This window comes from Agrococcus sp. SL85 (genome assembly GCF_026625845.1).
Classification (GTDB): domain Bacteria; phylum Actinomycetota; class Actinomycetes; order Actinomycetales; family Microbacteriaceae; genus Agrococcus.
Window position 1 is genome coordinate 583,562 of record NZ_CP113066.1, and the last position, 13,813, is coordinate 597,374.

A 13,813-nucleotide genomic window follows, 5' to 3' on the forward strand; every position below is an offset into this window, starting at 1 on the left:
CTGATGGGCTGACGCGACAAGGGGAGGCCCGCCCGGGCCTCCCCTTGTCGCGCTGCGCGCAGCGCGCGCGGTGCGCGTCAGGCGCGCGTGCGCTCGTACGCCGCGAGGCGCTCCGCGTTCTCGTTCGTGAAGTCGTCCATCGCCTGGCGGTTCCACTCGCGGGCGCGGCGGCCGCGGCGCGAGACGATGCCGCCGAGCCACACCGGCACCTCGCGGGCGATCACGAAGGCGAGCACCGACAGGGGCGCGAGCAGCAGCTGGCCGAGCTCCTGCGCCGTGACGTCGGTGAGCTCGGTCACGGCGCCCCAGCCGCCGCGGGCCTCCATGGCCGCGCCGACGATGTGGGCCGCGTAGGCCAGGATCGCCACCAGGAAGGCGCCGAGCACGTGCGCCCACCACCCGGCGCGGTTCACGAGCAGGGTGACGAGCCAGTAGGCGAGGAAGAACACGACGACGGGCAGGAGGTAGGAGGGGCTCAGCCACAGCGTCTGCAGCGCGTCCGCGAGCACGAACTCGCGGTCGAAGAGATAGCCGACGGCGAGCGCGGCGCCCGCGAGCAACGCTGCGAAGAGCACCGTCGCGAGGATCGCGACCAGGAACCCGACGCCGCGCGCGCCCTTGCGGCGCGGGGGCAGCGGCTCCTCGACGAGCACGATGGGCGTGCCGCCGGCTGCCGCGGCCCTGCCGGTCTCGTCGTCGACGTCGATCGTGGAGGGGCCGCGGTCGTCGCGGACGATGCCGAAGCGCTCGGTGCCGGTCGTGCCGGTGGCGGTCGCATCGGTGCCGATCCGCTCGGTCGCCGCCGTCGGCGCGCCCGCGCCCGCGGGCTGCGCGTCGAGCACGCGCGTGTCGCCCTCCGAGCCCGCGGCAGGCATCGCGCGCGTCGCTGCGTCCTGCTGCTCGATGGCCTGCGTCGGCTCGGGCTCGACGAACTCGCGCTCCTCGCGCCGGCGCGTCGAGGCGGCGGCGACGCCGCCCGCTGCGGCGCCCGCCGCGAGGCCGGCAGCCGCGCCACCGTGGGCGCGGCCGTCGTCGTGCGCGTCGTCGTCGTGCGCGTCGCCGTCGTGCCCGGCGCCGTCGTGCCCGGCGCCCTCGACGGAGCCGTCCTCGCCGTCCGCCCGGCGCCGCAGGCCGAAGGAGGGCCTCCGCGGCTCGACGAGGGCGGGCGGCTCGTCGGCGCCGGCCGCGGCCTCGAGCGAGGAGCCGTCGTCGTCGCGCGCATGCCGGTGCTCGTCGTCGGGGTGCGCGGCGGAGTGCGAGGGACCGCGGAGCGACGAGGGCGCGATCACGGTCGGCTCGATCGCCCCGTCGCGGTCGTCGTGCGCCTCCTGGGAGGCCTGGGCGTCGAGCACCTCGGTGTCCGCGGCGGGCTCGCCCGTCGCGCCGTGGTCGACGAGGGAGCGGTGCGCGTCGGCGTCGGAGGCGGAGGTCGCCGCGACCTCCGCGCGGTCCGGCGTCGCCTCTGCCGACGGCTCCTCGGCCGCAGCGGCGTCAGCAGGCCGCGAGCCCGCCTCGGCGCCGTCCTCGGGACGCGAGCCGAAGAAGCGGTCGCGCCACGACGTGGTGGGCTGCTGCTCGTCGGTCATGGGTGCACCTCCATCGGCGCCGCGATCTGCCGCGCCGTCGGCTGATCCTACGCGCGCGTCCCCCTCACGACGGGCGCGCCACCCCGGGCGCCGACGCATGCGGCGGGGGATGCGCCCGGCATGCGCCCGGGGATGCGACAGGGGCCGCATCCCGGAGGATGCGGCCCCTGTCGTCAGCGCGATCAGACGTACTGACCGGGCTCCTCGCTGCCGTACTCGCCGCCCGTGAAGGCGTCGAAGTCCAGGTACGAGAGGTCGGACTCGTCCACGCCGCCGGCGTCGGCGAACAGGCGGTTCGGGTAGCGCTCCGCCTTCGCCTCCTCCGTGGCCTCGACCGTGACGTCGCGGTAGCGCGACAGGCCGGTGCCCGCGGGGATGAGCTTGCCGATGATGACGTTCTCCTTGAGACCGAGCAGCGGGTCGCGCTTGCCGCCCAGGGCGGCCTCCGTGAGCACCTTCGTCGTCTCCTGGAACGAGGCAGCCGAGAGCCACGACTCCGTCGCGAGCGACGCCTTCGTGATGCCCATGACCTCCTGGCGGGCCGAGGCGGTCTTGCGGCCCTCGGTCAGCGCGGCGCGGTTCAGCTCGTTGTAGCGCGAGCGGTCCACGAGCTCACCGGGCAGCAGGTCCGTCTCGCCGTGGTCGACGACCGTGACCTTGCGCAGCATCTGCCGCACGATGACCTCGATGTGCTTGTCGTGGATCGGCACGCCCTGCGAGCGGTACACGTCCTGGACGCCCGAGACGAGGTGCTTCTGGACCTCGCGGACGCCGCGCACGCGCAGCACCTCCTTGGGGTCGACCGAGCCGACCTGGAGCTGCTGGCCCTGCTCGACCCGGTCGCCGTCGGCGACCTCGAGCGTGGCGCGGCGCAGCACCTGGTAGGTGAACTCCTCGTCGCCGTTGTCGGGCGTGAGCACGATGCGCTTCGACTTCTCGTCCTCCTCGATGCGCACGCGGCCGGCGGCCTCGGCGATCGGGGAGGCGTTCTTCGGGGTGCGGGCCTCGAAGAGCTCCGTCACGCGGGGCAGACCCTGCGTGATGTCGCTCGCGCCGACCGAACCACCCGTGTGGAACGTGCGCATCGTGAGCTGCGTGCCGGGCTCGCCGATCGACTGGGCGGCGATGATGCCCACCGCCTCGCCGATGTCGACGAGCTTGCCGGTCGCGAGCGAGCGGCCGTAGCAGTGGGCGCAGACGCCGACCGCCGACTCGCACGTGAGCACCGAGCGCACCTTGACGGACTCGACGCCCGCCTCGATGAACGCGCGGATCTCGCGGTCGCCGATGTCGGAGCCGCCGGTCGCGAGCACCGTGCCGTCCGCCGCCACGACGTCCGTCGCGAGGTTGCGGGCGTAGACCGCCGACTCGACGTTCTCGTGCAGGGTGAGCTGGCCGTCGATGACCTCCGCGATGGGGGTCTCGAGGCCGCGCTCGGTGCCGCAGTCGTCCTCGCGGATGATGACGTCCTGCGAGACGTCGACGAGACGACGCGTCAGGTAGCCCGAGTCCGCCGTGCGGAGCGCGGTGTCGGCCGAGCCCTTGCGCGCGCCGTGGGTGGCGATGAAGTACTCCGCCACCGTGAGGCCCTCGCGGTACGACGAGATGATGGGACGGGGGATGACCTCGCCCTTCGGGTTCGTCACGAGGCCGCGCATGCCGGTGATGTTGCGGACCTGGATCCAGTTGCCGTTCGCGCCCGCGGTGACCATGCGGTAGATCGAGTTGCCCTCGTCGAACGCCTCCTGCGTCGCCTTCTGCACCTCGTTCGTGGCCTTGGTCCACAGCTCGGTGAGGTCCGAGCGGCGCTCCGCGGCCGTGATGAGGCCCTTCGAGAACTTGTCGTCGACCTTGCGGGCCGAGGCCTCGGCCGCCTGCACGATCTCGTCCTTGCGCGCCGGCGTGATGACGTCGGAGAGCGCGACCGAGATGCCCGAGCGCGTGGCCCAGTGGAAGCCGGCGTCCTTGATCCTGTCGAGCGTCGCCGCGACGACCGTCTTCGGGTAGCCCTCGGCGAGCGCGTTCACGATCTGCGAGATGACCGGCTTGGTCGCGACCTGCTGCACGAACGGGAAGTCCGCGGGCAGGAGCTCGTTGAAGAGCGCGCGGCCGAGCGTGGTCTCGAGCAGCACCGGCTCGCCGGCGACGTGGCCCTCGGGGGCGTCGCCCTCGGGGAGCACGACGTCCTGCAGGCGGATGCGCACCGTGGCGCAGAGGTCGAGCGAGCCCTGGTCCATCGCCATGATCGCCTCGGCGACCGACGAGAACGCGCGGCCCTCGCCCGCGACGCCGGTCTTCACCGACGTCAGGTGGTGGAGGCCCGAGACGATCTCGTGCGTGGGGAGCGTCACCGGACGGCCGTCCGACGGCTTCAGGATGTTGTTCGACGCGAGCATGAGCACGCGGGCCTCGGCCTGCGCCTCGACCGACAGCGGCAGGTGGACCGCCATCTGGTCGCCGTCGAAGTCGGCGTTGAACGCCGAGCAGACGAGCGGGTGCAGCTGGATGGCCTTGCCCTCGACGAGCAGCGGCTCGAAGGCCTGGATGCCGAGGCGGTGCAGGGTGGGCGCGCGGTTCAGCAGCACGGGGCGCTCGCGGATGATCTCCTCGAGCACGTCCCACACCTGCGGCTTCGACCGCTCGACCATGCGCTTCGCGTGCTTGATGTTCTGCGAGTGGCCCAGGTCGATGAGGCGCTTGATGACGAACGGCTTGAACAGCTCGAGCGCCATCTGCTTCGGCAGGCCGCACTGGTGCAGCTGGAGCTGCGGGCCGACGACGATGACCGAGCGGCCCGAGTAGTCGACGCGCTTGCCGAGCAGGTTCTGGCGGAACCGGCCCTGCTTGCCCTTCAGCATGTCCGAGAGCGACTTCAGCGCGCGGTTGCCGGTGCCCGTGACGGGACGGCCTCGGCGGCCGTTGTCGAACAGGGCGTCGACCGCCTCCTGCAGCATGCGCTTCTCGTTGTTCACGATGATCTCGGGAGCACCGAGGTCGAGCAGGCGACGCAGGCGGTTGTTGCGGTTGATGACGCGGCGGTAGAGGTCGTTCAGGTCGGAGGTCGCGAAGCGGCCGCCGTCGAGCTGGACCATCGGGCGCAGCTCCGGCGGGATCACCGGGACGACGTCGAGGACCATCGCGGCCGGGCTGTTGCCCGTCTGCAGGAACGAGTTGACGACCTTGAGGCGCTTGATCGCGCGGATCTTGCGCTGGCCCTTGCCCTCGGCGATCTGCTGGTGCAGCAGGTCGGACTCGGCGGCCAGGTCGAAGGCCTCGAGGCGCAGCTTGATCGCCTCGGCGCCCATGTGGCCGTCGAAGAACTCGCCGTAGAGGTCGACGAGGTCGTGGTAGACCGCGTCCTCCGCCTTGAGGTCGCCGACCTTCAGGGTGCGGAAGTCGTCGAAGACGCGCTCGCTGTGCGCGATCTCGTCGTCGGCGACCTTGCGGATGTGCGCCATCTCGCGCTCGCCCGCGTCCTTCACCTTGCGCTTCTGGTCGGCCTTGGCGCCCTCGGCCTCGAGCTCGGCGACGTCCTTCTCGAGCTGCGCGAGGCGCTCGGCGATGTCGGCGTCGCGACGCTTCTCGATCTCGCTCGTGCGCAGGCGCAGCTCCTGCTCCAGCTGGGGCAGGCGCTCGTGGCGCGCGTCGGCGTCGACCCGGATGACCATGTACGCGGCGAAGTAGATGACCTTCTCGAGGTCCTTCGGCGCCATGTCCAGGAGGTAGCCGAGGCGGCTCGGCACGCCCTTGAAGTACCAGATGTGCGTGACGGGGGCGGCGAGCTCGATGTGGCCCATGCGCTCGCGGCGCACCGACGACTTCGTGACCTCGACGCCGCAGCGCTCGCAGACGATGCCCTTGAAGCGCACGCGCTTGTACTTGCCGCACGCGCACTCCCAGTCGCGCGACGGGCCGAAGATCTGCTCGCCGAACAGGCCGTCCTTCTCCGGCTTCAGGGTGCGGTAGTTGATGGTCTCCGGCTTCTTCACCTCGCCGTAGGACCAGGCGCGGATGTCCTCGGCCGTCGCGAGGCCGATCCGCAGCTCATCGAACGTGGTTGCGTCGATCAATGTGTTCCCTCTTCTGAAGATTCTCTAGCTGCGGCCGGATCAGATCTCGTCGATCGACGAGAGCTCGGGCCGGGAGATGTTGATGCCGAGCTCCTCGGCCGTGCGCAGTGCCTCGTCCTCGTCGTCGCGCAGGGTGACGACGTCGCCGGCGGCGTTGAGCACCTCGACGTTCAGGCAGAGCGACTGCATCTCCTTCATGAGCACCTTGAAGGACTCGGGGATGCCGGGCTCCTGGATGTTCTCGCCCTTGACGATCGCCTCGTACACCTTCACGCGGCCGACGATGTCGTCCGACTTGATGGTGAGGAGCTCCTGGAGCGTGTACGCCGCGCCATAGGCCTCGAGCGCCCACACCTCCATCTCGCCGAAGCGCTGGCCGCCGAACTGGGCCTTACCACCCAGGGGCTGCTGCGTGATCATCGAGTAGGGGCCCGTCGAGCGCGCGTGGATCTTGTCGTCGACGAGGTGGTGGAGCTTCAGGATGTACATGTAGCCGACCGAGATCGGGTACGGGTACGGCTCTCCCGAGCGGCCGTCGAAGAGGTTCGCCTTGCCCGTGCCGTCGATGAGGCGGTCGCCGTCGCGCGTCGGCAGCGTCGAGTCGAGCAGGCCGATGATGGCCTCCTCGGTGGCGCCGTCGAACACGGGGGTCGCGACCTTCGTGTCGGCGGGCGCCTCGAGCGTGCGCGGGTCGAGGCCCTCGGCCCACTCCGGCGTGCCCTCGACCTTCCAGCCCGTCTTCGCGATCCAGCCGAGGTGCGTCTCGAGCACCTGGCCGAAGTTCATGCGCTTCGGGATGCCGAGCGGGTTCAGGACGATGTCGACGGGCGTGCCGTCGGCGAGGAAGGGCATGTCCTCCTCGGGCAGGATCTTCGCGATGACGCCCTTGTTGCCGTGGCGGCCCGCGAGCTTGTCGCCCTCGGTGATCTTGCGCTTCTGCGCGATGTAGACCACGACCTTCTCGTGGACGCCCGAGCCGAGCTCGTCGTCGCCGTCCTCCGCGCGGAACTGCTTCACCGCGATGACGGTGCCCTGCTCGCCGTGGGGGACCTTGAGCGACGTGTCGCGCACCTCGCGGCTCTTCTCGTTGAAGATCGCGCGGAGCAGGCGCTCCTCGGCCGAGAGCTCGGTCTCGCCCTTGGGCGTGACCTTGCCGACGAGGATGTCGCCGGGGACGACCTCAGCACCGATGCGGATGATGCCGCGCTCGTCGAGGTCGGCGAGCAGGTCCTGGCCGACGTTGGGGAGGTCGCGGGTGATCTCCTCCTTGCCGAGCTTGGTGTCGCGCGCGTCGATCTCGTACTCCTCGATGTGGATCGACGAGAGCACGTCGTCCTTCACGAGGTTCTGGCTGAGGATCATCGCGTCCTCGTAGTTGTGGCCCTCCCACGGCATGAACGCGACGAGCAGGTTCTTGCCGAGCGCGAGCTCGCCCTGGTCGGTCGCGGGGCCGTCGGCGATGACCTCGCCCGCCTCGATGCGGTCGCCCGCCGAGACGATGACGCGGTGGTTGTACGACGTGCCCTGGTTCGAGCGGTCGAACTTGCGCAGGAAGTACTGCTGCGTGCCGCCCTCGTCGAGCTGGATCGACACGACGTCGGCCGAGACCTCCGCCACGACGCCGGCCTTCTCGGCCGTGATGACGTCGCCCGAGTCGATGGCCGCGAAGCCCTCCATGCCGGTGCCGACGAACGGCGCCTGGCTGCGGACGAGCGGCACCGCCTGGCGCTGCATGTTCGCACCCATGAGGGCGCGGTTCGCGTCGTCGTGCTCGAGGAACGGGATGAGGCTCGTGGCGACCGACACCATCTGGCGCGGCGACACGTCCATGTAGTTGACGGCCGAGGGCGAGACGAGCTCGACCTCCTCGCCCTTCGAGCGCGCCACGACGCGGTCCTCGACGAAGCGGCGCTTCGCGTCGAGGCGGTTGTTGGCGTGCGCGACGACGAAGTCGTCCTCCTCCGAGGCCGTCAGGTAGTCGATGACGTCGCTGACGACGCCGTTCTCGACCCGGCGGTACGGCGTCTCGATGAAGCCGAAGGAGTTGATGCGCGCGAAGGTCGCGAGCGAGCCGATGAGGCCGATGTTCGGGCCCTCAGGGGTCTCGATCGGGCACATGCGGCCGTAGTGCGAGGGGTGCACGTCGCGCACCTCGACGCCCGCGCGCTCGCGGCTCAGGCCGCCGGGGCCGAGCGCCGAGAGGCGGCGCTTGTGGGTCAGGCCCGCGAGCGGGTTGTTCTGGTCCATGAACTGCGAGAGCTGCGAGGTGCCGAAGAACTCCTTGATCGCGGCGCTCACGGGGCGCACGTTGATCAGGGTCTGCGGGGTGATCGCCTCGATGTCCTGCGTGGACATGCGCTCGCGCACGACGCGCTCCATGCGCGCCAGGCCCGTGCGGACCTGGTTCTGGATGAGCTCGCCGACGGCGCGGATGCGGCGGTTGCCGAAGTGGTCGATGTCGTCGACGTCCAGGCGGATGTCGACGGCCTCGCCCTTGCGGATGCCCGGCAGCGTGGTCTCCTCGGCGTGGAGGGCGACCAGGTACTTGATCGTCGCGACGATGTCCTCGACCGAGAGCACCGAGTCGGACATCGGGACGTCGATGCCGAGCTTGCGGTTGATCTTGTAGCGGCCGACCTTCGCGAGGTCGTAGCGCTTCGGGTTGAAGTAGAAGTTGTCGAGGAGCGCGCGGGCGGCCTCAGCAGCGACCTGCTCGCCCGGACGCAGCTTGCGGTAGATGTCGCGGAGGGCGTCCTCCTTCGTCATCGGCGCGTCCTTCTCGAGCGTCGCGAGGATCGACTCGTAGCCGGCGAACTCCTGCGCGATGTCCTCGCTCGTCATGCCGAGCGCCTTGAGGAAGACGGTGACCGACTGCTTGCGCTTGCGGTCGATGCGCACGCCGACGGCGTCGCGCTTGTCGATCTCGAACTCGAGCCAGGCGCCGCGGCTCGGGATGACGCGGGCCGAGTAGACGTCCTTGTCGGAGTTCTTCTCGGGGGTCCGCTCGAAGTAGACGCCGGGGCTGCGCACGAGCTGCGACACGACGACGCGCTCGGTGCCGTTCACGATGAACGTGCCCTTCTCGGTCATGAGCGGGAAGTCGCCCATGAAGACGGTCTGCGACTTGATCTCGCCCGTCTCGTGGTTCATGAACTCGGCCGAGACGTACAGCGGCGCGGCGTAGGTCTTGCCGCGCTCCTTGCACTCGTCGATCGTGTACTTCGGGACGTCGAGCACGGGCTCCGAGAAGGAGAGCTGCATCTTCTCGCTCAGGTCCTCGATGGGCGAGATCTCCTCGAAGATCTCCTCGAGGCCCGACTGCGCCGGGACGTCGTCGCGACCGGCCGTCTGCGCCTCGTCGAGGCGGCTCCGCCAGGCCTCGTCGCCGATGAGCCACTCGAAGCTCTCGGTCTGGAGGGCCAGCAGGTCGGGGACGGTCAGGGTGTCCGTGATGCGCGCGAAACTCAGTCGGCTCGCGTTCCGACCGGACTTGGGGCTCAGTTCAGCCAAGGCAGATACCTCCGGGCCGGGAAGGGTTGCGGGTCTTCCCGGGATCGTGTCGTCGGTGAGAGACTCGTCAACACCCTGGAGCGCCCTGTCCGGGCGCGCGCCGACCGCAATATGAAGGCAGAGGGGATGTCTATGAGCGCAACCGCCTACGTTACGCCCCGTGGCGCCGCGTGTCCAGTCGATCCGGCGTGTCGGCTCGCATCCCGTCCCCGCCCGGTGGTATCCCGCGCCGGCACCCGCTGAGCGGGGCCGCCCGCTGGGCCAGGATGGAGGCATGAGCACCCCCACCCGGCGGCTCGGCTCCGGCATGATCGCCGAGATGCGCCACGCGTCCGACGGCGGCTGGCAGCTCGTGGTCGACGGCACGCCGCAGTCGCACGTCGACCCGGAGCGGCCGCAGCTGCTCGTCTACGAGTACGTGCAGCAGATCGGCCACGTCGTCGACGCGCTGCCGCCCGGACCCCTCACGGCCGTGCACCTCGGGGCCGGCGCGCTCACGATCCCGCGCTACGTCGACGCGACGCGGCCGGGCTCGCGCCAGCAGGTGATCGAGCTCGAGCCCGCGCTCGTCGAGCTCGTGCGGGAGGTCGCTCCGCTCCCCCGCGGCGCGAGCGTGCGGGTGCGGTACGGCGACGCGCGCGAGCAGCTGCCGAGGCTGCCGGGCGGGCTCCGCGGCGCCGTCGACCTCGTGGTCGTCGACGTCTTCTCGGGCTCGCAGACGCCCGCGCACGTGACGACCGTCGAGTTCCACGAGCTCGTGCGGGAGCTGCTCGCGCCGCACGGCGTCGTGGTCGTGAACGTCGCCGACGACCGCACCCTGCAGTTCGTGCGCCGCCAGCTCGCGGCGCTGGCCGAGGTGCACGGCGCCGTCGCCGCGGTCGCCGACCCGGGGATGCTCAAGGGCCGCCGCTTCGGCAACGTCGTCGCCGTCGCGGGCGCCGCGCTGCCCGACGTCGAGGCGATCGGGCGCGCGCTGCGCCGCGACCCGCTGCCGGGCAAGGTCATGCACGGCGCGGAGCCTCACGCGCTTCCTCGGCGGCGCGCTGCCCGCGCGCGACGCCGGCGCGACGCCGAGCCCGGCGCCGAGCCGGGGCATCTTCGGCTGAGCCGCCCGTCCGCGAGGCCCCGACGCGGCGTTGCGCCGCGCGTAGGCCACGCGATGCGGGACGATGCCCTGCATGAGCGAGTCGATCGGCTACGACCAGACCGCGCTCCGCAACGCGGTCGACGTCGCCTCAGCGGCGCGGCGCCTGCGGCAGCTGGGCAGGGAGCGGTCGCTCGCCGCCACCTCCGAGCGCGCCTGGCTGCTCGAGAGCCTCGGCAGGCTCGACGAGGCCCTCGCGGCCGCGACCGAGGCCGTCGTGCTCGCGCGCGCGACAGGCTCCCGGGACCGCGTCGCCGAGGCCCGGCTGCTGCGCGCCTCCGTCGTGCAGACGCGCGGCGACCTCCAGGCCGCGCTGCGCGACTGCACCGCGATCGTCGCCGAGGCGCGGGCGAACGACTGGGTCGAGCTGTGGGCGCACGCGCTGCAGCAGCGCGGCACCGTGCACTTCGCCCTCGGCGGCTGGCACGAGGCGTGCGTCGACTTCACCGTGGCGGTCGAGCTCTGCCGCGAGGCCGAGCTGCCCGCCGAGCAGCTGGAGGCCGCCGAGGTCGCGCTGCTCGTCGCGACCGACCGCGCCCAGACCGAGGCGCTGCGGGCGGGGCGCCCGGAGGCGCGCGCGAGCCACCCGCTCTGGGGCGGCCGCTGAGGCATCGCCGGCAGGTGGCATCCTGGTCGGTCGGAGGGACGTCATGGCGGAGCTGGACCGGGTGCGGCGGTGGGCCGAGGCCCTCATCCGCCTGCACCTCGACGACTCGTGGTCGTTCGGCTTCGACCGCGCAGCGAAGCGCGCGGGCCTTACGGACTTCGGCGCGCGGCGCATCACGGTCTCGCGGCACCTCGCGGAGCGCTGGGACGACGACGAGGTGCACCAGACCCTGCTGCACGAGGTGGCCCACGCGATCGTCGGGCCGGGCGAGGGCCACGGCGCGCGCTGGCTGCGCACCGCCCGCGAGCTCGGCTACGTCGGCGGGCGCACCCACCAGGGCGAGATCGCCGCCGAGCGCGCGGGCTGGGTGGGCCGCTGCCCCGGCGGCCACGAGCACGTGCGCTTCCGCGCCCCGCGCGGCCGCTACGCGTGCCGGCCCTGCTCGAAGGGCGCCGCCCGGGTCGTCGAGGTGCGCTGGGAGCGCCGCGCGGCATGACCACGCGGACGCTCTCGGACGGGCTCGTCGCGAGCCTCGAGCCCGACGCGCACGGCCTCGTGCTCGTCATCGACGGCATCGAGCAGTCGCACCTGGGCGCGCCCGGCGCGCCCCCGCGCCACGCCTCGCACCGCTGGATGCTCGCGGCCGCGCTCGAGGCGCTCGCGAGCACGCACGCGCCGAGCGCGCTGCACCTCGGCGGCGGCGCGCTCGCGCTGCCGCGGGCGATCGCCGACGCCCGGCCCGATGCGCGCCAGCGCGTGGTCGAGCTCGAGCCCGCGCTCGTCGAGCCTCGTGGCGGAGGCCGCCCCGCCGCCCGCCTCGATCGCGGTGGAGGTCGGCGACGGCCGGGCGGCCCTCGAGACCGCCCCCTCCCCCGTCGGCCTCGTCGCGGTCGACGTCTTCGCGGCCGGCCGCGTGCCGCCGCCGTTCACGAGCGTCGAGTGCTTCGCCGCCGCCCGCGCCGCGCTCCTGCCGGGCGGCACGCTCGTCGTGAACTCGGCCGACGGGCCGCCGCTCGCGTTCCTGCGCGCGCAGCTCGCCACCCTGCGCTCGGTGTTCGCCGACGTGGCCGCGATCACGACGGGCTCGACGCTCGCCGGCGCGCGCCACAGCAACGTCGTGCTCGTCGCGAGCGATGCGCCCATCCCCGTCGACGCGATCCGCGAGCGGGTGCGCACCGGCCCGCCGCCGGCGGCGGCCCTCGGCTGGCCCCGGCTCGCGCCGTTCGTCGCCGACACGACGCCCGCGGTCGTCACGGACGCGACGGCCGTCGGCTCGCCCGAGCCGGTGCGCTCGGCCTACCTCGGCGGCTCGTCGCTGCCGGCCTCGCTGCTCGGCTGAGGCTCCCCTGCTCCACGGAGCGAAGGCCCCCGGATGCCCGCGTCGATCGGGCTGACCTGCGGCACCTCGTGGCCGGCCTGCGGCACGTCGTGGCCCGCCGGCAGCGCACCGCCGTCGGCCGCGCCCTCCGCGTCCGCGTCGGGCAGCGGGGCGGAGCCCGCGTACGAGGCGCTGATGCGCCGGTAGGCGGGCGTGAGGAACGCGAGCAGCGACGCCGCGACCATCACGAGGCCCGCGACGAGGAAGACGAGCGCGACGCCGCGCATCTCGCCCGTGCCGAGCAGCGGCTCGAGCGCGGCCGCGCCCTCGTCGGTGCGCGACCACGGCACGATCCAGAACTCGGCGATCGGGGCGATGAGGAAGGCCGTGATCGGTGCCGCGGCCGACTCGAAGGCCATCGCGAAGCCGAACACGCGCCCCTGCCGCTGCAGCGGCACGACGCGCTGGATGACCGTCTGCTCGGCCGCCTCGACCGCGGGCACGAGGCAGAGGTAGAGCCAGATGCCGGCGGCGTAGAGCAGCCACCACTCGCGGATCGTGAAGAGCGCGCCGAGGAGGCCCATGAGCGCCACGACGAGCAGCATCGTGCGCATCGGCCGCCTGCCGAGGCCGAACCTGGCGATCACGAGACCGCCGACGATGAAGCCCGTCGAGGCGACGCCGAAGACGATGCCCCAGGCCTGCACCGAGAACAGCTCGAGTCCGTACGGGTCCATGAGCGCCATGTAGACGCCGCCGATGAGGTTGTTGAAGGTGGAGAAGACGATGAGCGCGAAGAGGCCGCCGACGGCCATGACCGCGCGGATCGAGCCGCGCAGGTCGACCGCGCTCTCGCCCTCCTCGCGCGTCGCGGCCGCGCGATCCTCCGGGAACCGGAGCGTGAGCAGGTGCAGCAGCGTGCCGAGGGTGAGCGCCACGGCGATCGCGATGGTCCAGCCCATGCCGACGAAGCCGATCGCGAAGCCCGAGAGCACGCTCGTGACGATGAAGGCGAGGCCCTGCACCGTGCCCACGAGCCCGTTGGCGTTGGCGTGCTGCGCGTCGGGCACGAGCATCGTGACGGTGGTCGAGAGCGCGATGTTGCGCATGTGCTCGATGACCGCCCCCGCGAGGATGACGACGGTGAACAGCCAGAACCACGGCGCCCCGAGGTCGAGCAGCGACCGCTCCGGCAGCAGCAGGTACATGCCGCCCGCCGACGCGAACGCCGCGAGCGTCAGCGTGCTCGAGAGCAGCATGACCCGCAGCTTGCGGTGGTGGTCGACGATCGTGCCGAAGAGGATGCTGCCGAAGGCGACGAAGAGCATGTAGGCGCCGCCGATGATGCCCGTGGCCAGGATGCTCTCGGTCTCGAGGTAGACCCAGAAGGTCAGCGCGAACCAGAGGAAGCTCGTCGTGAGGTTGGCCGTCGCCGTGTTGATGAGGATGTGCAGGAAGGTGCGCCAGCCGTCGGCGGGCACTGCGGTCGCGCCCGCGACCGCGTCGGAGGGCTGCGCGCCCGGGTGCTCCTGGCTCATGGACGAACCATAGCCACGGCCGGTGACACGGGCCAGGGGT

The 13,813-nt window shown here is 72.1% G+C and carries 7 protein-coding genes and 1 pseudogene; 4 read left to right on the forward strand and 4 right to left on the reverse strand.

From position 1 onward, the window contains the following. Positions 1-77: 77 nt before the first annotated feature. The 3 genes from OVA14_RS02835 to rpoB form a co-directional block, all read right to left on the reverse strand. Complete coding sequence (locus OVA14_RS02835) at positions 78-1,586, reverse strand: hypothetical protein (RefSeq protein ID WP_267504790.1); 1,509 nt, start codon at positions 1,584-1,586, stop codon at positions 78-80. A 182-nt stretch (positions 1,587-1,768) separates the two neighbouring features. After that, entirely contained in the window at positions 1,769-5,656 is a 3,888-nt protein-coding gene (gene rpoC, locus OVA14_RS02840) for a DNA-directed RNA polymerase subunit beta' (RefSeq protein WP_267504791.1), read from the reverse strand. A 39-nt stretch (positions 5,657-5,695) separates the two neighbouring features. Continuing rightward, on the reverse strand, positions 5,696-9,166 hold the full coding sequence (gene rpoB / locus OVA14_RS02845) for a DNA-directed RNA polymerase subunit beta (RefSeq protein ID WP_267504792.1): 3,471 nt from the start codon (positions 9,164-9,166) through the stop codon (positions 5,696-5,698). Between the two features lie 274 nt (positions 9,167-9,440). On the opposite strand from rpoB, the pseudogene OVA14_RS13730 reads away from it, so the two are divergent. The 4 genes and pseudogenes from OVA14_RS13730 to OVA14_RS02865 all read left to right on the forward strand — a co-directional run bounded on the left by OVA14_RS13730 (position 9,441) and on the right by OVA14_RS02865 (position 12,256). Beyond that, positions 9,441-10,272 (forward strand): annotated as a pseudogene (locus OVA14_RS13730) (spermidine synthase). A 72-nt stretch (positions 10,273-10,344) separates the two neighbouring features. Continuing rightward, positions 10,345-10,917: a hypothetical protein gene (locus OVA14_RS02855; RefSeq protein WP_267504793.1), complete on the forward strand. Its 573-nt coding sequence runs from the start codon at positions 10,345-10,347 to the stop codon at positions 10,915-10,917. Between the two features lie 43 nt (positions 10,918-10,960). After that, complete coding sequence (locus OVA14_RS02860; RefSeq protein WP_267504794.1) at positions 10,961-11,413, forward strand: SprT-like domain-containing protein; 453 nt, start codon at positions 10,961-10,963, stop codon at positions 11,411-11,413. Between the two features lie 246 nt (positions 11,414-11,659). After that, positions 11,660-12,256, forward strand: a complete 597-nt coding sequence (locus OVA14_RS02865; RefSeq protein ID WP_267504795.1) for a spermidine synthase — start codon at positions 11,660-11,662, stop codon at positions 12,254-12,256. Here the strand turns inward: OVA14_RS02865 and OVA14_RS02870 are convergent. Continuing rightward, complete coding sequence (locus tag OVA14_RS02870) at positions 12,214-13,773, reverse strand: MFS transporter (RefSeq protein ID WP_267504796.1); 1,560 nt, start codon at positions 13,771-13,773, stop codon at positions 12,214-12,216. The two genes, OVA14_RS02865 and OVA14_RS02870, sit on opposite strands and share 43 nt — an antisense overlap. Positions 13,774-13,813: the final 40 nt, after the last annotated feature.

Excerpts from the sequence above, each read along its gene's own strand:
- OVA14_RS02835 (WP_267504790.1), bottom strand. The coding sequence starts at position 1,586 with ATGACCGACGAGCAGCAGCCCACCACGTCGTGGCGCGACCGCTTCTTC.
- OVA14_RS02855 (WP_267504793.1), top strand. The coding sequence starts at position 10,345 with ATGAGCGAGTCGATCGGCTACGACCAGACCGCGCTCCGCAACGCGGTC.
- OVA14_RS02860 (WP_267504794.1), top strand. The coding sequence starts at position 10,961 with ATGGCGGAGCTGGACCGGGTGCGGCGGTGGGCCGAGGCCCTCATCCGC.
- OVA14_RS02865 (WP_267504795.1), top strand. The coding sequence starts at position 11,660 with ATGCGCGCCAGCGCGTGGTCGAGCTCGAGCCCGCGCTCGTCGAGCCTC.
- OVA14_RS02870 (WP_267504796.1), bottom strand. The coding sequence starts at position 13,773 with ATGAGCCAGGAGCACCCGGGCGCGCAGCCCTCCGACGCGGTCGCGGGC.